This window comes from Erwinia sp. 1181_3, from assembly GCF_052824965.1.
This window is the reverse complement of the sequence record NZ_VTDE01000001.1, coordinates 297,577-319,093: the sequence shown is the minus strand read 5'-3', so window position 1 is coordinate 319,093 and position 21,517 is coordinate 297,577. Positions and strand designations below refer to the sequence as shown.

Sequence of the window (21,517 nt, the reverse complement as noted above, 5' to 3'; positions counted from 1 at the left end):
TGTCTATTTATCAATAGATCGCTTGTGTCGATTAGTGGATAAAAATCCGTCTGCTCGTGTGACTACTTTTCCATATATGAATTTTCTCGAACCTTTTGATATGGCAAGAAGACAAAGAAAATAAAATAAAAGGTTGCTGAAAAAAATCAATATCAGAGGTGATATCTCTTTTATCTCCCTATTAGGAAGTTGGTGGTCGATAAGCAACATAAAGAAAATCATGCTCATCACAGAGATTGCAATTGGATATGTTTTAAAAAACAAGGTGGATATATCACCGCCAATGATTTTCATCAGACAGTACATGACAGGGGCGAAATTAAGCACGTTTGCAATTAAGTAAAACTTAGCAAATGTGTTAATGTCAAACTGAACGCCAAGGATAAAAGCAGTCAACTGGAGAAATGCCCCTAATATACCCAGGCGCATCAATATGTCGGTTCTTCCTTTTGCCATAAATACCGAACCTGTGGTGCTCAAAACCGACTGTATAATGGCTGTGGGTGCCAGCCATTTGAGAATTTCAGCCGTTTTTAGCCATTGTTCACCAAAAAAAGTAGCGATCAATGGGAAACTGTAAAATCCTATAATTGTCATTAGCGGTGAAGTTAACGCAAGAATAACAAAAACAGTATTGATATAAGTGTTAAGAATTTTCCCATTTTCATCCTGATATTTGCTTAAAATAGGATAAAGCGAACGAGTGGCGACAAAGGTCAGGCTCTGTAAGGGGAAAAGCATGATGCGGTAGGCCAGATTATATTGGCCCAAAATTGCTGCTGACATAAATTTCCCTATAATGAAACTGTCAGCATTACGCGAAAAATAGTTGATCAGGTTGAATAAAGAGAGATGTGTGCTGAACGAAAAAATCTCTTTAATATCACGCAATTGGATGAGCCGTTTGACGGAAGGTCTCCAGTGGGAAACCACCCAGAACTGCACGGCAGACATCAGATTCAACGTAATGGCCTGAGCAACCAGGCTAAACACGCCATAACCAAGGTTGGCCATTGTAACCGCGACAACCACTGACACCAGCGCCGATGTCACTTCGATCCTGGCGATGCTTTTGAAGCGCGAATCCCTTTCCAGTAAGGCGAGATGCGTCGCGGCACAACTGGATAACGGGAACGTCATGGCAAGCATCATCAGTATCGTAGTCAGTTCAGGATGCCCGTACAGCATAGCCAATGGCTTAGCCAGTAGCGTGATAACCCCGCATAAGACAACACCGAGTGTCACATTAAGCCAGAAAATGGAGTTGATCAAATCGTGGCTGAGTGATTTCTTTTGAATAATTGCCGCTGATGTTCCGAGATCCCTGAGCAGAATCCCGAGGTTGATCACCACCACTGCCATGACCATGATGCCGTATTGATCCGGTGGAATGATTTTGGCCAGATAAATAAGATTGACCGCCTGGACAAATATCTTAAAAAATTGTGACAGGGCATTCCACTTTGCATTAGACAAAAGGCTCATCTAAAAATCACCCTTCTCAATGATTCATCAAAGGTCGACGGATGATAAAAAGGGGCTATCTTATGAGTGTCTAAAACGGAATAGAGTGGCCTGACCGCTTGAAATGGATATTCAGATGTGGCGATAGGCACCAACTCCGGACAGGTGTTCAGGAGTTCATTCTTGGCGGCCATGTCAATAATCTGCCTGGCAAAATCGTACCAGCTCATCATCGTACTTCCCGAAAAATGATATATCCCGCCGGGAGCCTGTGCTTTGAGCAGCATGATGATGGCCATGGCAATATCGCGTGCATCGGTTGGACAACCAAGCTGATCACCGACTACTCGCAGAATTTTCCTTGTGGCGGCTAACCGCAGCATGGTTTTGACGAAATTATTACCATACTCACTGAAAACCCAAGAGGTTCGTAACACAATGGCTTCAGGCTGACGCAACAACACGGCAGCTTCTCCCTCTAGTTTCGTCTTGCCATAGACGTTGAGCGGGGCGGTCTTGTCGTCTTCAAGATAAGGACGCTGTGACTTGCCATCAAAAACATAGTCGGTAGAGACATGGACTAATCTTGCACCAATACTATTGGCACCACGCGCGAGATTCTCTGGTCCTGTACGATTCACGGCATTGGCTAAAAACTGCTGTGACTCAGCTTGATCAACCTGGGTATAACCTGCCGCATTGACAACGAAATTGGGTTTTAATGCACGGATGATAGCTTCGACTTTTCTGCCATTAGTAATATCCAGCTCAGCAGAACTCAGACTATAAATTTTCCAGCTCTCAGGGGCGCAGTCTGAAAAACACCGCCCCAGTTGTCCTTTGGCACCTGTTAGCAGAACTTTCATTTTCTGTACCCCTTTAGCGACTGACCATTTTGATCTTTAAGAGAGAGCAACGGAGTGTCTTCTGGCCAGGTAATATTGATCTCAGGGTCATTCCATAGCAGGCACTCTTCATGCTCCGGGAAATAATAGTCGGTGCATTTATATTCAAAATCTGCAATGTCAGATAACACCAGAAAGCCGTGTGCAAAGCCTGGTGGGATCCAAAACTGCGTATGATTATCTTCTGACAGTAGCACCCCATGCCAACCACCATAAGTGGCTGAGCCCTGTCGGAGGTCAACAGCAACATCAAAAACCGCCCCACGAACTACGCGAACCAATTTACCCTGTGGTCGCTGGGACTGAATATGTAAGCCACGCAGCACCGACTTTGATGAACGGGAATGGTTGTCCTGGACAAAATCAAGGTCAATTTCCAGCATTTTTTGGTAACGATCCCTCTCAAAGGTTTCAAGAAAAAATCCTCGCGGATCGCCAAACACACTCGGTTGGATTATTTTCAGGCCGGGAAGGTCAGTGTTAGTAACTTTCATCAATCGCCTCCGTCAATAAGGATAGATATCGGCCGTATTGGGTTTTTTGCAGTTTTCTTGCCTGTTCTGCAACCTGCTCCTTATTGAGCCATCCTTTGCGATAACCTATCTCTTCCAGACAGGCGACTTTGAAGCGTTGGCGTTGTTCAATGGTATGAATGAACTGTGATGCTTCAAGCAGGCTTTCATGTGTTCCGGTATCAAGCCAGGCAAAACCACGGCCAAGTAATTCCACCGTCAGATTCCCCTGATCCAGGTACATTTGGTTGAGGGTGGTAATTTCTAATTCTCCCCGAACGGACGGGCGTACCCGTTTTGCCATCTCGACAACCTGATGGTCATAGAAATAGAGTCCGGTTATTGCCCAATTTGATTTTGGGTTTTCTGGTTTCTCTTCAATTGATATTGCACGCTGATTTTTATCAAACTCGACGACACCAAAACGTTGAGGATCCATTACTTCATAACCGAACACGGTCGCTCCTTGTTCCCGAGCCACCACGTGTTCCAGTTTACGGCCGAAACTTTCGCCAAAATAGATGTTATCACCCAGAACCAAAGCACAGCGCTCACCTGCAATAAACTCCTCACCAATAATAAATGCCTGGGCAAGGCCATCTGGGCTGGGCTGGATGGCATAGGTAAACGACACGCCAAACTGACTCCCCGTTCCTAATAAACGTTTAAAACCAGGCATGTCTTCAGGGGTGGAAATAATAAGAATGTCTCTGATGCCTGCAAGCATCAATACCGAGATAGGGTAATAAACCATAGGCTTATCGTAAATTGGCATCAGTTGTTTTGATGCTCCTTGGGTTAATGGATATAAACGCGTCCCTGAACCACCTGCCAGTACAATACCTTTCATGATGTCACCCTGATATTTAATGTGAAGTAATGGAGAAATTATTTATGCTGCGTATTTCGCCACCAGCTCTCATTATCTAAGAACCAGGAAACGGTTTTTCGCAGTCCAGTTTCAAACGTTTCTTGTGGATACCAGCCAAGTTCCTGGCCGATTTTTTTCGCATCAATGGCATAACGCAGGTCATGTCCCTGGCGATCTTTCACGAAGGTGATTAACTCGGCATAGCTGCTAAAAGTTTCATGGTTTATCGGTGCTAATTCATCCAGTAAGTGACAAATCGTAATGATGACGTCGATATTTTTTCTCTCGTTATAGCCACCAATATTGTAGGTTTCCCCGGGTACGCCAGCGGTAACTACCCGGTATAGTGCTCTTGCATGATCGTCAACATATAACCAGTCGCGAACTTGTTTGCCATCACCATAGACCGGTAGAGGTTTGCCGCACAGGGCGTTGGAAATAACTAAAGGGATCAGCTTTTCCGGGCAATGGTAGGCGCCATAGTTGTTGGAACAGTTTGTCACGATGGTCGGCATACCGTAGGTACGCAGCCAGGCGCGTACTAAATGGTCACTGGCCGCTTTTGATGCAGAGTACGGGCTGCTGGGAGCATAAGAGGTGGTTTCAGTGAACAGCGCATCGGTGCCATCGAGATCGCCGTAAACCTCATCAGTTGAAATATGGTGGAAACGAAAAGCATTGCTGCGCGATGGGCTCAGGCCAGACCAGTAAGCCCTTGCACTTTCCAGCAATGTATAGGTGCCAACAATATTGGTCTGGATAAATGTGCCTGGCCCATCTATTGAACGATCAACATGGCTTTCCGCCGCAAGATGCATCACGGCATCGGGCTGGTAGCGGTTAAAAATCTCAGCGACGAGGTTGTCATCACAGATATCAGCGAGTTCAAAGGTAAACCTTTTACTATCAATGACCGGCGACAGCGAGGCCATATTCCCGGCATAGGTCAGGCTATCAACCACCACCACCTCGTCTTGAGTATGCTCAATAATATATCTGACTACTGCAGAACCAATAAATCCTGCGCCACCCGTAACGATGATTTTCATAATAAACCTTAGATGCTGTGAAAATAAATGTAAAACAGGATGAGCACTTAGCAGCGTGGATGCTTACCCTTGATGAATGTCTTTATGATTAAGACGAGATAGGATGGTCTTAATTTAATTAGCTGCTTGCAGAATAGTTTAATCATTCGCATTAAAATGATGACTTTGCTGCCAGAATAATATTTTACTGATAACACGCTATCGTAAAGTCGCTCAGTGGTCCGCCATTGATTGTAGGGCTCGTCGACTCTTGATAGCGAATGGTCAAGCGTTCCGACGACCTGAATAGTGACATCAAAATTGTGCTTTTTTAATAATTCAATACGGTTAAAAAAACTATAATCGACGCCATAAAGTGCGAACCGGCTATCAAAAACTTCCATATTCATTTCTGAAAATTTATCAACGAGTGAACGATGAATCACCAGTCCAGATCCAATCGACAGTACGCTGCTCTGAGGGGGTATGTTGTCACCATCTCTGAATTTTTTTACCTTTTTATTGATCAGCGGGTAGTAAATCATACCGTTAGTTCGCTCCCTGATGTTCGGTATTTGTAGGTCAATGCCACTGGGATCGTATTGATCAAGTTTTTTGATGTACTCTTTCGTTAAAATACTGTCATCATCTAAAAAAATAAAACGGTCATAGTCATGATACTCATTGATTACACCGTTATATATCCAACTCAATGGCCTGTTATCAAGGAACTCTTTGTTTTTAATGCTGTTAACGAAAAAGCCAAGCGTATGAATAAATCTTTTATCAAATTCAAGAGGTTTAGGTCCATTGTTAATAATTAACAGGTCGATATCAACATACGTTTTATTCATGAGGCAGTTGAGTGTAAGCGACTCTTTGAATGTTTTGTCGTATAGGATTACAGTCAATATTGTTTTGCGCATAAATAAACCCTTGAGGTTATTTTTTACTGTTCAACCATGAGAGATAGCCATGGATGATGTCTTTTTCAATACCGTTATTATCCAATAAGCCAAAATTTGACTCATAGGTATCGGTACTTTTCTCATCCGTCAGTGAATACCACCAAAGCCCTTTGATATAATCTCTTTCGCTCGCCATTTTGAAGTATTGCTGTGTGTAGTTTTCCTGTTGGCTGGGTGATAGCTTGCCACGCAAAGAATTTGAATATCCCATTTCAGTAATAAATATATTGACCTGCTTACCGTCATTCATTGCTGTCAAATGTTGAGAGAATAGATCAATGGCTGAAAAATCCATAATCGGAAAATTCGTTGAATAAGGATGTATTGATATTCCGTCAATAGCCGTCAGAATACCATCCTTAATCATGGAATCCATCCACTTTACCTGCCGTAGCGCTAATGGGTTGAGGCTTCCCGCAATAATGGTAGCTCTAGGGTTGTTTTTTCTGATGACGGCTGAGACTTCTTTTATTAGCCGTGCGTATTTTTTTGCTGATAGGGCATCGTTACTTTCTGGGTGACTTTTAAAATCATCGTGCCACCATTCATTGTATATTTCATAAATAATATTCTCATGGGGGTATTGATTGACCACCCACTCGACATAACGAGTAAAAGCATGTACCTGCTCATCAGTGACGGGTTTGCTATCGCCATACAGCGGGTTTGCACTGCCCAGGATAACGATAGGTATAATACCCACTTTGAGTGAACCATCAATAATAAATTTCAAATTCTCGTAGGGCAGTTTATAAACACCTTCTTTTTTTTCAATCTCTCGCCATCGTAAATCTGTTCTGTAGGAGGAAAATTGATATTTATGCAATTTCTGGAGTGTTTCACTGGCAGATATCTTCATCCGGTCTGGATGGAAGCACACACCGGTCAGGAAAGCGGCGGTTGCATTTCCAGAACTTGTGGCTATAAGTAAAAACAACGCGAAAGCTCTAAAGTTAACCATATGAACTCCATAATTATTATCGGTAGTGGTTCTTAGAGTTTGTTATTATTGTTTTTTATAAAAAGAAAGATATCGACAATATAAAAGTATAGCCTTGTGTGTGACTTGAGACGGGTGAAAAATATAGAGCAATTAACTTTTAATCCATAGCTAACAAGCTGTGCCTCAAGTATTTTTTTGTGTTTTCCAGTTATGTTATTTTTTTGGCAAAATAAATTATAAGCATTGAGAATCTTATTTTTGTTGCCTAATGTGATGCGGTTTAGGTCGTGAGAAGTATCTTGTACATAAAGTGATTTGCTCAATAGCTTTGCATGGTTATGACTGGTTCTTGTTAATAGCCTATAAAAAAGATCTATATCTTGCCATGCTGGCATATCGGCAGTGAACTTCCCTGCATCTTTCATTCTCTTTGTATAGGTAAAACATTGGTTACCAATGATGTTTTTAAATAAAATATCTTTGGATGTGATTTCTCGTGGTAATAACATATTAAGGTGTCTGGTTTTATTATATTTACCCTTCTTGTTTAATGTCAGATAGTTAGTGTACAGAAAACTATATTTTTCCAATAGTTGCCTATTTTCAATAAAATAAGATATCCTACCATCTAAAAAATAATCGTCGTCGTCAAGCCCAGTGATATATACACCCATGGCTTTATCAATAGCCAGATTTCGACTGGCACAAGCACCAGAATTAACTTCTTTCAAAATGTATTTTACACGCTGGTCAATTAACGCGACTTCAGCCAGGTAATCCTGTGTGCCATCGGAAGAGTGATCGTCAACAACAATAACTTCAATATTTTTGTAACTCTGATTACGAACAGAATCCAGTGCACGTGTGAGTAACTGAAGTCGGTTAAAAGTGGGAATATAGATAGAAACTAACGGCGTGTCATTCATTTATTATTTACCTTGTAAAGAATGAGAATATAGTTTCATCGTCATGTCATTCATCTTTTCTCTGGTGTAGGACTCGGTCACCTTTGTCATCAACTTTTCCTTTATACTGTCGAGGTCGTAGGTATTAATACCGGAAAGAAGGCTGGCAAGAGATGAACTGTTACCGCAGTTGAAAAATAATTTGCTGACTTTGTTTAGTTCCTTAAATGCAGTGATGTCGCTGGTGATAACTGGCAGGTTATAGCTTATTGCTTCCAGAGGAACCATGGCAAAACCCTCCCAGCGTGAAGGAATGATTAAACAGTTTGCTTTGCGATAATACTTACCGATATCTTCTTTTTTTAGCCAACCAGTATATTCTATATTAATATTTTTCAGATGTATTTTTTCTGCCGAATGGGTCTTGTTAATGGCAGAACCAATCATAATCACTTTTATTGAAAATTCTAACGTTTTATCGTCTAAGGTTCTAAGAGCATCAAGTAACGTATCCGTGCCTTTCTGGCGGTCAAATCGGCCAACATAAAGCAGGGTGTATTCATTTAATTTATTGTGTGTATTTGTGTTTTTTTTCTCAGGAAGATCAACACCATTACTGATCAGACAGAGTTTTTCTTCGGAGAATCCCTTTTCGAGTGATTTAAGATACTCATACTCACCTACACAAATGATACTTTGTGTAAATCGTGATAGCAGACGTTCACAGGCCGTGAAAAGAGTGAGCTTAATGAATGAGGTTTTCACAAGGAATGAAAAACCATGAGGACAGTAGATGACCTGCGGTTTTTGACGCCAAAAAAAGATTATTAATATCAATCGACCAATGAAACCAGCAAAAGTGCTGTGTAAATGAATTATATCAGGTCTGAAGGTGTGAACCTGATAATGAAAACAGCGAGCAAAAGCATAAAGAGCCACTATCCCTCTGTTCTTTCTGCTGAACGTAACGATATTCGGCAACAGATTTTTTTCTAACTCTGCGCTCTGCTGCTCAGGGGCGATAATTTTAATTTCCGAGATCTCACGGCTCTCTAGTTGATGCTGTACCAAACTATCAAGTACAGTAGCGACACCGCCTTTAATCGTCTCAGCTGCGTGCAATACTCTCATGTCTTATTCCTTCGTTTAATTTATTTTATATTTCTATTATTTCTTTAATTAGATCTCACTCTTTGTGTTAAAAATTAAAATACATTAAAAACATCATTAATTTTGAATGGATAAATTCCACCCAAGTTACTGTAAATCATCAATATAAAATAAGTGAATGCAAAAAAACAAAACATAATCGTGACCATTTTATTGTTAATCTTATCAAGTATTAATGGGATGATTAACATCAGGTAATAAACAAAATACTGAGCAACTCGCTGCGGTCCTGCTGGGTCGGTCCCTAGCATTGTCACCGGAAGTAGTGCTGCTATGCCACAAAGATAGATACACTCGATACAACTGTATTCACGATTCTCTTTTCTGATTTTTTTTCCTAGCACATAGACCGCCATGGCAATCAGTACATAGAGTGTAACCGTCATCAGTCCATTTTTTCCATTTGCCGATCCCTCAGTGTAATGTTCATATCGAACGTTATTCGCTGCCATATGCGCAATAATCAAGGGAGTGGCAATCAATCCTGTCAGGAAAGTTGAGATGACTTTATATTCGATGCGAACTGTCCAGTGACAAAGGAAGTAAAATGCCAGCATCAGAACTGCACTGATATGAAACTGGCTGGCAAATAAAATTAATAATGCATAAGTCAGAAAACGTTTTTCTACCAGAAACCGCATTGACAGGAAACAGATCCCCATAGCGATGGTTTGGCGCACCTGATTATAAAGAGCAAAGTACAGGCCAAACGTCACGTAAATATAGAGGGATAACGAATAGTTAACCGAACGCATCTTTAACGTCAAAAGCACAGGAATTATGCAGACCAGTGCCATAATAATAAAATAGAAAAAATATTCACTATAAATATCACGGGTAATCATAACCAGTAACTGATAACCCCGCTCAATATCAGGGTCAAATGTTAACGGGTAATGGCTAAATGGAAACCTGAAGTATCGCGTGTAGACATATGAGTCAGTCCCGATGGTGTAATCCCGTATGGATGCCATTAACGCCAAAAGAAAGAGTGGCAGGATCACTCCTCTTGATTTAAGTGACTCCTCCTGGATGTAAACAAAGAAAACACTAAGCAGGGCTACAATTAAGTATGGCAACATGGTTTATCTCTTTAATTGTTACCGTTCAGGGGTATAATGTCTGTTATTTCTAATATCCTGCTTGGCATCGATTACATGATGTGAGGCAGGTCATTTTTAGGATTTAGGGATTATTTAATTTTTTTGTCATCGTAGGCGTATGTATTATGACGGTAACCGTAGGTGTAATAACTTCTGAAGCTGTTTTCTACCATATTCAAAATGCACGCCTGAACGTGTATATCACATTGGGTGAAGCGATTGATGCTTGTCTCAATTTCCCTCACCGTATTGGTCTGATAACGTGCTACCAGCAACAACGTTCCAGCATACTTGCCAATCAGCACCGCATCCGACACTGCCAAAACCGGAGGTGTATCGATAATCACCAGGTCATATCTGGCTTTCGCCCAGTCCAGCAGCGAGAGTAAATTTTCACCCATCAGCAATTCAGCCGGGTTATCAGGCGCTTTTCCTCGTGACATAAAGTCAAAATTATATTTTCCCTGCTGCACTTTTTTAATCGCATCTGCCACCCCCACTTTATGGGTGAGCACGTCCGCCAGCCCTACATCATTGCTGATATGGAATATTTCATGTGCCCTGCCTCTGCGCATATCCGCATCGATAAACAGAATCTTTTTCCCTGCTATCGAGATAATGGCGGCCAGATTCGTGCTAATGAAGGTTTTTCCTGCTTCAGACGTCGCGCCTGAAATCATCAGCACATTTTTTTTCGCATTCAGCATGTTGAAGTGCAGGCTGGTACGTAAATTGCGTATTGCCTCTATGGCTAAATCTGCTGGATTTTCGACTGCGAGTAAATGCGCTTTAGACGTTTTACTGCGGGTGTGCCGGACCATCCAGTCTGATTTGGGGATACTGGCGTAAACACTGAGTCCTGCCTGTTCCAGCTGCTCGGTTGAATCGATGCCACGATGGAAAAATACCCTGATGAGGATCAGGCTGGCGGAAAAAATCAAACCAGCAATGATGCTTGCAAGAATCAGGATCACTTTTTGTGGTCGTACTGCTTTTGGCACGGTGACTGCGTTATCGACGATGCGCACATTACCAATCGCACTTGATTTTGCGATGCTAAGTTCCTGTTGGCGATTGAGCAACTGCATATACACTGCGCGCCCGGCTTCAACGTCCCGGCTGAGCCGAAGAACTTCCTGCTGGGTTGACGGCATCGAGGAGACCTGCTTGTTTAATTTCTCCCGCTCCTGCTGTAGCGTTCCTCTTTTGGCTAATAAAGCTTTATAGGTGGGATGTTCCTTCGTAAACAGTTGCGAGACTTCAGCTTCCCGGAACGTCAACTCGTTGAGCTGGTTGTCGACGTTCACCACTTGCTCAAGAACTGACTTGGCTTCAAGTGACAGATCTACCGAGTCTTTTTGTCTACGATAGGTATTTAATTTATTTTCCGAGCTATCGAGTTCGCTTCTGACCTTTGGCAGTTGCTGGTTTAAAAACTCCAAACTCTTGGCGTCTTGTGCCGCCTGACGGTCAATATTCTGTGTAACGTAGTGATAGCTGATGTTATCCAGGATCGCGGTTATCTGTTTTTTGTCTTCGCCAGTCTGTTTAAGCTCCAGCATACCGGTATCTTTACCCTGATCTGCGACCACCAGGTTTTGTAACAGTCGGTCAATCGCAGCTAGCCGGGTGTATTGTAGTATCTCGAATTCTTCACCCGGTTTGGCATGGCTCTCGCTAACCAATAGCGTTAACCGATCTTTCTGTAATAACTTACCCACTTCACCCAGCGCACTGGTGTTGCCATAATCGATGCTAAAACGTTTATCATCGATGATTTTTAACGTTATCTTTCCGGGTTTCTCATCCCTTGTGGTAGGGATATTCAGTCTTGTCACTGATATGGAACCAGCATCATTGCCTAGCAGCCTCGCAAGACCTTTACCAATAATGGGGAAGTTTATTTTCTGTACGCTGATTTGCAGATTTAAGTCATCGACTGTTTTCCCTACCACCATTCTTGACTGCAATAGTGCGATTTCTGGGGCTGAAATAGGCTGTGAATCAGGCAGGATTTGATTGAGACTATCCAGTACCGCATTACCCTGTTTCTGTTCAACCTGGATCAATGCATCGGCCTGATAAACTGGCGTTGCAAGAAAGGAATACAGTATGGCAATAATTAGAAAGCTGGTTGTGATGATGATGATCAGTTTTCTATTATCCATAATCTCAGCAATATAACGGCCCGCTCCTTCATCATCTGGTCCGGCAGATTTCTGTTTATTGGCTATTAATTTCGTCATCGTTTTTCCCTGAAAGGTTACCACTACGTTTTTTGCCCCATGGAGAGCGAGTCATGTTGATAGAATTGAACACATCCTCAAAGGCCGGTTCACTTTCCCGTATCACCATTACCGAATGTAATTCGTGGCTTCAATAATGTCGTGCACTCCGCCGATGGTGGGAACGAGCTGCGAGATAACACGGTTCCAGCGCACCACTGGGGCGGTGGTAACATAGACGATGTCATAGGGTTGTAACTGGAAGACGGTGCTCATGACCATTGCGGCGGCATCTTTTGCATTCAGCTGATAGATGTTGGCCAGCTTGCTGTTGCCTTCACCACCACGCAATGCGCGAATAACAAAAATGCCTGATGCATCGGCCATTTCCTGGCTGAGTCCTTCAGCATTACCAAGAGCTTCAGCAAGGGTCATACCGCTACGGTCCATCTTCAGAGTAGACTGTTTATTTACCTCACCCATGACGAAGACTTTTAGAGCATCGTTGCGTGGAACAAACAAAATATCGCCGGGTGTTAGCAATCTGTTTTGTCTTAAGTCACCCTGCTGCATCAGTGCCTGCAATGAGATCAGGCTGTCCTTCCCTTTATGTGTCAGCACCACATTGCGCCAGTCTGCATCAGGCGCTAAGCCACCTGCGGCGTTAATAGCGTCCATTATTGTCAGCGGAATATTGCTAATTGCCTGCTGCCCCGAACGCATCACTTCACCAGTGACATAAGCTTTTTGCGAACGAAAGGCCGCGATACTGACATCAACCTGTGGGCTTTCGATATAGGTCTTCAAACGAGCGGTAATTTCCGTACGGACTTCTTCTATCGTGCGGCCTGCTACTTGCACTTTGCCAATATAAGGGTAGAAGATACTGCCGTCAGTGTTCACCCAGTTACCTGTATCGCTGGCGCTGCGGTACTGTCCGGCAGGTGTGGTTAACTCAGGATGGTCCCACACTGTCACCATCAGAACATCGCCAATACCAACATGGTATTGGTACTTTTTAATTTCTTCTTCCAGCAATGTATTCTGGCTGGAGATAATCGACTTCGGCTGAAGTATTTCGACCAGTTTTGGCGTCAAAGGATAAACGGTGACAAATTTATCGATATCTGTATTTGAGTCCGATTCTTCTATGACGTTTTTATTCCCAGTCGTCAGTGACTGACCTGGTGCTAAAACGCAAGCTGAAAGTAAAAAAGAGAGTGTAATGACGACGGATGTTTTTAATGTTGGCTTCATCATCATAGTGAGGATTATAACCCTGTTAAATTGTAGAAAATAAAGCCCTTTGAAAATAACAAAGAGATGTGTTGAGTGAATTGTTATTCATCTCTCACGAATCATTCCATGATTTATTTTGCTCTCTATAAAAAAGTTCTCTGAATGACGATATGTCTTTATGTAATACCTGTAGGTTTTTTACTTCAAGTTTCTTCAATGCCGAGTTTTTTTGGGCGCTGATTGTTTTAGGACTTAGTCCGGAGGTTCGTGATAATCCGGTTAGCGACTCACCTTTTAATAACCCACCTAAAACACTAATCTCTCGTGGTGTTAAAAAAACCGATTTCCTTTCGGCGATTAACTTATAGATGCTATATCGCAGCGGAGTTAAACCATTGCGAAGCTGACAGCTCAGAACAAAGGTGTTGAGACAGTCTCCAAAAAAGAGTCGCTCATTAGAATTAATACTAATTCCTTTATATAACCGGATGGTTTGCATATCATAACTTGTTGCAATGGTTATATCATTGAGATCATCTCCGTGAATTTTCAAAACATCTTTTAATCCAAACTTAAAATAGTAATCATCGGATATTATCCTCATCGTTATTTGACACCAGTTGGTGTCCCCCATGGTTGTAAAATAACTATTTTTTTTCGTGAGTACTTGTTGTATCCGGCGATGCTGTCGAGGTTTTCCCTCCGTCTGGTAATGATGTGTCTAGGGCTACCCCAGCTAATGCTGTTGCCGATAAGTCATCTGTAGCCAGACTGTTGCCCGTCGCATAACTTGTCGCAGTATCGCCTGCAGCAACACCTGTATGCGGAGTCGTGGCGGGCAGGGGCTTTTGATTTATTTCATTTTCCGCTGTTGCATTACCGCTGAGCATGCCAGCGAATAGAAGTATTATTACCCTGTTTATCTTCATGTCTTACCTGTGTTATCAAATGTTGCGATTATAAAAATATTTATTTAAATCTAACATTGAAACTCTTCTTGCCTTCTGCCACGCTACCGCCATTAGCTTCCTGGCGCCAAATTCCGGGTCCATTAATGATAAAAAATAAAAAGAAAATACCAAGGAGTATTCTAAAAATTTATATCTAGAATATTTTTAATTGTGTTTTCTTTAACGGGTTGCAGTGCCCATATTCGTCGTAATGTAATGCTTGATTGAATCTACCTCCGTAAGTGGAATCGCTTTTGAGTAATCTATTTTCAATGTGTTTATTTTTTAGTTAAGCTATTTTTTTATAAATAAAAATCATTTCCTCAAGGATAATGAAATCACAGAAGTGCATAACGTTCTTAAGAACGCTTAACCACATTTCAGTGTTTTTACATATACGCTGAAGATTATTATCAATTTTCACGCTCTCAAAAAGGTTATCTTGTAACGCCTTGAGGTTAGCCTCACCTGAACCAAGATCTCCCAGCCACAACGTATAACTTTCCGACAAAGATTTTAACAACGGATTTTTATTCCATCAGAAATATTCGGAAATCTTTCTGATAATATCAATCTTAAAAAAGGTTTCAGCCGTGCCAATTCAACAATATCGTCGTCATGGATAAGCATAGATGCCATATCGAAATCGATATCAATGGAGCAAAGAATAGTGTTCTGTATAAAGAAAGATTTTTTGTTTTCTCTTGATTAATCTGTTCTTCAAGCAACCTTTTTTTCTGTTTTTTTAAGTTTGGTGATATCAGAAGATAGAAGCTTCCCTGGTGAGACCCCTTCTGTGCCAATTTTTACGGCCAGTACCTTTCCCGACATTTCGACGATGGGAGCTGCTGTCAAGCCACTCCTCATCCTTTTTTTACAATCTCACATAGCTTCACGGACCATACCATCGACTTCCTGCATCAGACTGGTCCTATTTTATGATCAATTTAACCAATTAATAAACAAGTTATGATTGGGTATACCTATGTTTTAACCTATTAAACAAAATAATTTGATCGTTAAAATCTTACTCAAATCAAATAAAAAGCATAAAATTCTAAAAATATTTATCATTACGGTGTATGTGTGTGGAATTAAGTTAAAAAAATCATAAATATAACCATTCAATGTAGTAATGTGATTAAAATCAATATGTTATTGTAAAAAAATTGGTATTGATCAGATTTGCGTTATAACAATACCGCTCTAAACCTGCAGAGATGTTCCATGGATAAATAGAAATTTGGCAGGCTAAGCCTCCGTGAAACGGAAACGATGCCGAGGCTTTGATGAATAAATCGAGCCCTTAGATGCAATCAGGATCCGATCACTATGTACCTGGCCCTGTAACGATATCGCGTAGCAAAAAAGTTCAACATCACCAACCGGGCTATCTTCAGTAAGGTTCTTGTCAATCGGGGTTCACTGAATTGTGGCTGGATGAGCAGGCCATTCAGGATTGGTACGACGACCCCAAACCCTCTTCCCGGGACTTATCCGTCAGACGCACAGGAAAATCAGGGCACTGATCCTGCCGTGAGAATGCGCCGGTTATTGACCGGTGGAGTATGCCAACAGAAATCAGGCGGTGGCGAGGCAACTCCTTACCGGGAGCAATGCTTACTGGAAATGGCATTCAGTTTATTTATTCAACAAAACTTCTGGCCGACCGAAATAAAGAGTCGGCCACTACCCGCCACAACCATACCTTCCACTCTCAGCATGATTAGCCTCTGTAGGGAGGCTTTTTTTCGATCAACCCGTCATGCAAATCGCCAAACATGTTAATAGTTTATCTCCGCAACGATAATAAAACGTTTCATCGTGATGATTAACTCGACAGCCATATGACTGACTGGTTTTCTGATGTCTTTGCAACATAAAGATCTGAATGCCCCTGCCGATAACAGCAGCGTCAACTGGCTAATAAGGAACATTATGTTTAAGCGTATGAAGGTCGTCACCAGCCTGATTCTGGTTCTGGTGTTTTTTGGTTCATTGCAGTTAATCACTGGCGGTTTGTTCTTCCAGGCTCTCAAAGGCGATAAGGATAACTTCGCCGTCTCCCAACAGCTTCGTCTGCAACAGTCTGCCCTCAACCAGTCCTGGATCGCGCTGATTCAGGCGCGTAACACCCTCAATCGTTCGGGTATCCGTTACACGCTGGATGCTAACCGTGAAGGCATCAGCGATGGCGTTAAACAGCTGCTGGCCGATGCGCAGGGGCAGTTAACCCTTGCTGAACAGAACTATGCGCTTTGGAACTCCCGCCTGTCAGAAGAAGGGAAAACCGCCGAGAACGTGCAGGCCATTCAGCAGAATTATCAGATTTTGCATGACGCACTGAGCGAACTCATCCAGTTGATGAATGCCGGAAAAATTAACGAATTCTTCGACCAGCCAACCCAGGGTTATCAGGACGGATTCGCTCATGCCTATAACACGTGGCTGACGAAAAATGATGCACAGGCGGCAGCCGGGGCAGATGAAAATCTGCGCGCATACGGTCAGGCGGTGTGGGTCCTCGGCAGTGTGCTGATCCTCTCCCTGCTGATCATTTTCAGCGTCTGGACCGGTATCCGCCATATTTTGTTGCGTCCGCTACAGACCAGCATTGACCATATTCGTCGTATCGCCAGTGGTGATTTGACACGTCCGATCGCGGTGGAAGGGCGTAACGAAATGGCGCAGCTGGCTTCCAGCCTGCAACATATGCAGGACGAGCTGGTCAAAACCGTCAGCGTGGTGCGCGACGGATCGGATGCCATCTACACCGGGGCCAGCGAAATCGCTGCCGGTAACAACGACCTCTCATCCCGTACTGAGCAGCAGGCTTCGGCATTGCAGGAAACCGCGGCCAGTATGGAGCAGTTAACGTCAACGGTGAAACAGAACGCCGAAAACGCCCGTCAGGCCTCTCAGCTGGCACTCAGCGCGTCAGAAACCGCGCAGAAGGGTGGCAAAGTGGTGGATGGCGTGGTTAAAACCATGAATGACATCGCCGGCAGTTCGAAGAAGATTGCCGACATTATCAGCGTGATTGACGGTATTGCCTTCCAGACCAATATTCTGGCACTGAATGCGGCAGTGGAAGCGGCGCGTGCTGGTGAACAGGGGCGTGGTTTTGCCGTGGTGGCCGGGGAAGTGCGTAACCTGGCGCAGCGCAGTGCGCAGGCAGCGAAAGAAATTAAAGGGCTGATTGAGGATTCGGTGTCCCGTGTGGATACCGGCTCTGTGCTAGTAGAAAGCGCCGGGGAAACCATGAATGACATCGTCAGCGCGGTGACCCGCGTGACCGATATCATGGGTGAAATCGCCTCCGCGAGCGACGAGCAGAGCCGGGGCATTGACCAGGTCGGCACCGCCGTGAACGAAATGGACCGCGTTACCCAGCAGAACGCGGCGCTGGTGGAGCAGTCTGCATCGGCGGCTGCGTCACTGGAGGATCAGGCAAGCCGTCTGACGCAGGCGGTGGCGGTGTTCCGCATCAGCCGTCAGAGCAGTGCACCCTCCGTGGTGCTGAAACGGCCAGCGCTGACCGCTACAGCAAAACAGCCTAAGCTGACCGCGCCTTCTTCCGGCGACAGTCACTGGGAAACCTTCTGATAATCTGATCAACCTGAACAGCAGGTCGGGCATACCCGATTGATGACCGTTGTTAATACGGGTCGGGCATGCCCGACCCGTACATTTTGTAGGGGCGGGTCATGACCCGCCCGCTTCTTTCCCCGTTTATCTGCATTCGCTGATAAAGATCCCCGTGTAATTGCCGATAAATCTCTCAGCAGTAGCTATCCAATTGGGGAAAGGTATGTTTAAGCGTATGAAAGTCGTGACCAGCCTGGTGTTGGTCCTGGTCATTTTTGGTTCATTGCAGTTGATTTCTGGTGGCTTATTTTTCCAGTCTCTGAAAGGGGATAAAGAAAACTTCAGCCTGACACAACAGATTCGCCGGGAACAGGCCAATCTCACCTCTGCATGGATAGCTCTGGTACAAACACGTAATACACTCAATCGCGCAGCAACGCGCTATTTGCTGGACGATAAAGGGCAGGGCAGCGGTTCCACCGTCACTGACCTCGTCGCGCTGGCAAAAACGCAGCTGGCAACCGCAGAACAGCAGTTCAGTGAATATAACAAAGAGCTGCCACCGGATGTGCTCAACCTGCCGCATGTGCAAGGTGTGAACGAGAACTACAAGATCCTGCACGGCGCGTTAGTCGAGCTGATCCAGATGCTGACCAGCGGAGACTTTAAAGGTTTCGTTGACCAGCCCACCACCGGTTTCCAGAACGGTTTCGAAAAAGCCTATGACGTCTGGTTAGCCCATACCGACTCAATGCTCGCAGCGGGTTCGGCACAGAATGAGAGTGCCTATCAGCGCGCTATCTGGGTGTTGCTGGCAATTTTGCTCATCTCTGTGGTGATCATCGCGACCGTCTGGACAGGTATTCATCAGATCCTGTTACGTCCGCTGAAATCCAGCATCGACCATATTCGTCATATTGCCAGCGGCGATCTGACGCAGCAAATCGATGTGGAAGGGCGTAATGAAATGGCACAACTGGCGATCAGCCTCCAGCATATGCAGCAGGAACTGATCAAGACCGTGAGCGTTGTGCGTGATGGCTCAGATGCTATCTACACCGGGGCCAGCGAAATCGCGGCGGGGAATAATGATCTCTCCTCGCGTACCGAAGAGCAGGCCTCCGCGTTGCAGGAAACCGCGGCCAGTATGGAGCAGTTAACGTCAACGGTGAAACAGAACGCCGAGAATGCCCGTCAGGCATCGCAACTGGCGCTCAGCGCGTCAGAAACCGCGCAGAAGGGCGGCAAGGTGGTGGATGGTGTGGTGAAAACCATGAACGACATCGCCGGCAGTTCGAAGAAGATTGCCGACATTATCAGCGTGATTGACGGTATTGCCTTCCAGACCAATATCCTGGCACTGAACGCCGCAGTGGAAGCCGCACGCGCCGGTGAACAGGGGCGTGGTTTTGCCGTGGTAGCGGGTGAAGTGCGTAACCTGGCCCAGCGCAGTGCGCAGGCAGCGAAAGAAATTAAAGGGTTGATTGAGGACTCTGTCGCCCGTGTGGATACCGGCTCTGTGCTGGTAGAAAGCGCCGGGGAAACCATGAATGACATCGTCAGCGCGGTGACCCGCGTGACCGATATCATGGGGGAGATCGCCTCCGCGAGCGACGAGCAGAGCCGTGGTATTGACCAGGTGGGCACCGCCGTGAACGAAATGGACCGTGTCACCCAGCAGAACGCTGCACTGGTAGAACAGTCTGCTTCTGCCGCTGCATCGCTCGAAGATCAGGCAAGTCGTCTGACTCAGGCCGTTGCTGTGTTCCGAATCCGTAAAGAAAATGTCATCGCGGCCGTTAATAACAACAGGGGCAAGGTTTCTCCTCTGCTGACACCGCCGCCAGCCGCGCGTAAAGCGCTGCCGCCGGGCAACTCAGACGATAACTGGGAAACCTTTTAAGCCGTTTACATGAAGTGATGTGATAAAGGGCCAGCCCGTTAAACGGGCGGCCCGATAAAAAGATTTTTTGTTGCCTGTATCAGGTGACCTTCCCGGGGAGTGTGCAATGTTAAGTCGTTTACGTATTTCTGGCACGATTATCGCTCTGCTCGGACTTTTTTGCCTGATGCAGATTATTGCCAGTGGGTTGTCCTTCAACTCGTTTCGTCTGGATGCAAACAACATTCATCAGGTCGAGATTAGCGGTGACCAGCGTGATGCGCTGGGTGAAAGCTGGGCGGCACTGCTCAGTGCCCGGGTGACATTAAGCCGTGCAGGAACGCGTGCAGCACTTAATCTGCCCCGCGAACAGGTCGTCAGCCTGATGACCAAAGCGCAAAGCGACCTCGATCTGGCCGACAAAGCGTTTAAAACATTCAAAGCCATCCCCGCCGTGACACCGGAAGGGCAGGCGTTAGAAAAAGAGATCGTTGCCACCTATGACGTTTATTACAGCGAGCTGGCGCAGTTGATCGCTTACCTGCAAAACAATCAATTGCAGGCGTTTCTCGATTCACCCACTCAGGGTAAACAGGATAAATTCCAGGTGCAGTACAGCCTCTGGATGAAACATATTGATGCGTTGCGTGACCATGCAGGGGACGCCAGTAAAGGCTTCTACTCACAGTCGAAGGTGATTTTCGTGGTCGCGGTCGCGCTGTCACTGCTGGTGACGCTGGCCGGACTGTGGTGGGCGAAGCAGGGGCTGATTGCCCCTCTGGCCCGCATGCGTAGCCATTTTGAACGTATCGCTTCAGGCGATCTGAACGGAAAAGTGGAGACCGGCGGTAGCAATGAGCTGGGCCAGCTCTTTACCAGCCTCCAGCATATGCAGCAGGCGCTGGCGTCCACCGTGCGTGATGTACGCGATGGTAGTCGTGCCATGCAGACCGGCATTCAAGAAATTGCGGCCGGAAACGATGATCTGTCAGCCCGCACTGAACAGCAGGCGGCATCGCTGGCGCAGACGGCGGCCAGTATGGAACAGCTGACGGCGACGGTCTCGGCTAACGCCGATAACGCGCGTCAGGCGTCAGATCTTGCCCGTGAAGCCTCAGGCACCGCCCATAAAGGCGGTTCGCTGACGGGCAATGTAGTCACGACGATGAACGCGATTGCGGGCAGTTCGAAGAAAATCGCTGATATCACCAGCGTGATTGATGGCATCGCTTTCCAGACCAACATCCTGGCCCTGAACGCCGCGGTAGAAGCCGCCCGAGCCGGGGAACAGGGACGTGGTTTTGCCGTGGTAGCGGGGGAAGTGCGTAACCTGGCTCAACGCAGTGCACAGGCTGCAAAAGAGATTAAGTCCTTGATTGAAGAGTCGGTAAGCCGGGTCGATCAGGGGGCGAAGCAGGTGGCCTCCGCCGGGGAAACGATGGATGAGATTGTCCAGTCGGTGAACCGGGTCAACGGGATTATGGGCGAAATCGCCGCCGCCAGCGATGAGCAGCGACGCGGTATTGAACAGGTTGCACTGGCTGTCAGCCAGATGGACCAGGTGACCCAGCAGAACGCCGCGCTGGTCGAAGAGGGCGCAGCGGCAACAGGCGCACTGGAATCACAGGCAGAATATCTGACGGCGGCAGTCAGCCGTTTCGCGCTGGATGAGCGTACAGAGTAAAGAGCGATCCTCAGGCCTTCAGGCTGGCGGGAACGAGACACCCTATTAATATCTTTATCCGCGCTTTGCAGGATGGCTAC

At 45.3% G+C, this 21,517-nt stretch carries 16 protein-coding genes and 1 pseudogene; 4 read left to right on the top strand and 13 right to left on the bottom strand.

Annotation, left to right across the window (positions count from 1 at the left end; translation table 11 throughout):
- Positions 1-3: 3 nt before the first annotated feature.
- From FY046_RS01455 to FY046_RS01395, 13 genes are all read right to left on the bottom strand, one after another.
- Entirely contained in the window at positions 4-1,485 is a 1,482-nt protein-coding gene (locus FY046_RS01455; RefSeq protein ID WP_446185628.1) for a lipopolysaccharide biosynthesis protein, read from the bottom strand.
- Entirely contained in the window at positions 1,482-2,330 is an 849-nt protein-coding gene (rfbD, locus tag FY046_RS01450) for a dTDP-4-dehydrorhamnose reductase (RefSeq protein WP_159336476.1), read from the bottom strand. Before rfbD ends, FY046_RS01455 begins: the two co-directional genes overlap by 4 nt.
- Positions 2,327-2,863 carry a dTDP-4-dehydrorhamnose 3,5-epimerase gene (rfbC, locus tag FY046_RS01445; protein ID WP_159336477.1) on the bottom strand — a complete coding sequence of 179 codons (537 nt, stop codon included), beginning with the start codon at positions 2,861-2,863 and terminating at the stop codon, positions 2,327-2,329. The genes rfbD and rfbC overlap by 4 nt, the downstream gene beginning before the upstream one ends.
- Positions 2,850-3,731 (bottom strand): glucose-1-phosphate thymidylyltransferase RfbA, encoded by an 882-nt coding sequence (gene rfbA, locus FY046_RS01440; protein WP_167863762.1) that lies wholly within the window; start codon positions 3,729-3,731, stop codon positions 2,850-2,852. The genes rfbC and rfbA overlap by 14 nt, the downstream gene beginning before the upstream one ends.
- Positions 3,732-3,769: 38 nt before the next feature.
- Positions 3,770-4,804, bottom strand: a complete 1,035-nt coding sequence (rfbB, locus tag FY046_RS01435) for a dTDP-glucose 4,6-dehydratase (RefSeq protein ID WP_159336711.1) — start codon at positions 4,802-4,804, stop codon at positions 3,770-3,772.
- A gap of 44 nt (positions 4,805-4,848) precedes the next feature.
- Entirely contained in the window at positions 4,849-5,706 is an 858-nt protein-coding gene (locus FY046_RS01430) for a hypothetical protein (RefSeq protein WP_192933164.1), read from the bottom strand.
- A gap of 16 nt (positions 5,707-5,722) precedes the next feature.
- Positions 5,723-6,709, bottom strand: a complete 987-nt coding sequence (locus tag FY046_RS01425; protein WP_446185627.1) for a cellulase family glycosylhydrolase — start codon at positions 6,707-6,709, stop codon at positions 5,723-5,725.
- 32 nt (positions 6,710-6,741) lie between these two features.
- The gene (locus FY046_RS01420; RefSeq protein WP_159336480.1) at positions 6,742-7,617 is read right to left on the bottom strand and encodes a glycosyltransferase; all 876 of its coding nucleotides are present in this window, start codon (positions 7,615-7,617) and stop codon (positions 6,742-6,744) included.
- Between the two features lie 3 nt (positions 7,618-7,620).
- Entirely contained in the window at positions 7,621-8,727 is a 1,107-nt protein-coding gene (locus FY046_RS01415) for a glycosyltransferase (RefSeq protein ID WP_167863763.1), read from the bottom strand.
- Positions 8,728-8,801: 74 nt separating this feature from the next.
- Entirely contained in the window at positions 8,802-9,848 is a 1,047-nt protein-coding gene (locus FY046_RS01410) for an EpsG family protein (RefSeq protein ID WP_159336482.1), read from the bottom strand.
- A gap of 110 nt (positions 9,849-9,958) precedes the next feature.
- Entirely contained in the window at positions 9,959-12,115 is a 2,157-nt protein-coding gene (locus FY046_RS01405; protein WP_167863764.1) for a polysaccharide biosynthesis tyrosine autokinase, read from the bottom strand.
- 108 nt (positions 12,116-12,223) lie between these two features.
- Entirely contained in the window at positions 12,224-13,354 is a 1,131-nt protein-coding gene (locus tag FY046_RS01400; RefSeq protein WP_159336712.1) for a polysaccharide export protein, read from the bottom strand.
- A 91-nt stretch (positions 13,355-13,445) separates the two neighbouring features.
- Entirely contained in the window at positions 13,446-13,937 is a 492-nt protein-coding gene (locus tag FY046_RS01395; protein ID WP_159336484.1) for a LuxR C-terminal-related transcriptional regulator, read from the bottom strand.
- A 1,829-nt stretch (positions 13,938-15,766) separates the two neighbouring features.
- Between FY046_RS01395 and FY046_RS01390 the strand changes: the two are divergent.
- From FY046_RS01390 to FY046_RS01375, 4 genes and pseudogenes are all read left to right on the top strand, one after another.
- Positions 15,767-15,928, top strand: a pseudogene (locus FY046_RS01390) (IS5/IS1182 family transposase); the annotation flags it as partial.
- 293 nt (positions 15,929-16,221) lie between these two features.
- Positions 16,222-17,889 (top strand): methyl-accepting chemotaxis protein, encoded by a 1,668-nt coding sequence (locus tag FY046_RS01385; protein WP_133842138.1) that lies wholly within the window; start codon positions 16,222-16,224, stop codon positions 17,887-17,889.
- Between the two features lie 205 nt (positions 17,890-18,094).
- Entirely contained in the window at positions 18,095-19,774 is a 1,680-nt protein-coding gene (locus FY046_RS01380) for a methyl-accepting chemotaxis protein (RefSeq protein ID WP_133841761.1), read from the top strand.
- Positions 19,775-19,880: 106 nt separating this feature from the next.
- Entirely contained in the window at positions 19,881-21,437 is a 1,557-nt protein-coding gene (locus tag FY046_RS01375) for a methyl-accepting chemotaxis protein (protein ID WP_159336487.1), read from the top strand.
- The last annotated feature ends 80 nt before the right edge of the window (positions 21,438-21,517 follow it).

Bases quoted from the DNA above. Each gene is read 5' to 3' on its own strand.
- rfbA (WP_167863762.1), bottom strand. From the start codon at position 3,731: ATGAAAGGTATTGTACTGGCAGGTGGTTCAGGGACGCGTTTATATCCA.
- FY046_RS01385 (WP_133842138.1), top strand. From the start codon at position 16,222: ATGTTTAAGCGTATGAAGGTCGTCACCAGCCTGATTCTGGTTCTGGTG.
- FY046_RS01380 (WP_133841761.1), top strand. From the start codon at position 18,095: ATGTTTAAGCGTATGAAAGTCGTGACCAGCCTGGTGTTGGTCCTGGTC.
- FY046_RS01425 (WP_446185627.1), bottom strand. From the start codon at position 6,709: ATGGTTAACTTTAGAGCTTTCGCGTTGTTTTTACTTATAGCCACAAGT.
- FY046_RS01410 (WP_159336482.1), bottom strand. From the start codon at position 9,848: ATGTTGCCATACTTAATTGTAGCCCTGCTTAGTGTTTTCTTTGTTTAC.
- rfbD (WP_159336476.1), bottom strand. From the start codon at position 2,330: ATGAAAGTTCTGCTAACAGGTGCCAAAGGACAACTGGGGCGGTGTTTT.
- rfbC (WP_159336477.1), bottom strand. From the start codon at position 2,863: ATGAAAGTTACTAACACTGACCTTCCCGGCCTGAAAATAATCCAACCG.
- FY046_RS01455 (WP_446185628.1), bottom strand. From the start codon at position 1,485: ATGAGCCTTTTGTCTAATGCAAAGTGGAATGCCCTGTCACAATTTTTT.
- FY046_RS01375 (WP_159336487.1), top strand. From the start codon at position 19,881: ATGTTAAGTCGTTTACGTATTTCTGGCACGATTATCGCTCTGCTCGGA.
- FY046_RS01395 (WP_159336484.1), bottom strand. From the start codon at position 13,937: ATGAGGATAATATCCGATGATTACTATTTTAAGTTTGGATTAAAAGAT.
- FY046_RS01400 (WP_159336712.1), bottom strand. From the start codon at position 13,354: ATGATGAAGCCAACATTAAAAACATCCGTCGTCATTACACTCTCTTTT.
- FY046_RS01415 (WP_167863763.1), bottom strand. From the start codon at position 8,727: ATGAGAGTATTGCACGCAGCTGAGACGATTAAAGGCGGTGTCGCTACT.
- FY046_RS01430 (WP_192933164.1), bottom strand. From the start codon at position 5,706: ATGCGCAAAACAATATTGACTGTAATCCTATACGACAAAACATTCAAA.
- FY046_RS01405 (WP_167863764.1), bottom strand. From the start codon at position 12,115: ATGACGAAATTAATAGCCAATAAACAGAAATCTGCCGGACCAGATGAT.
- FY046_RS01420 (WP_159336480.1), bottom strand. From the start codon at position 7,617: ATGAATGACACGCCGTTAGTTTCTATCTATATTCCCACTTTTAACCGA.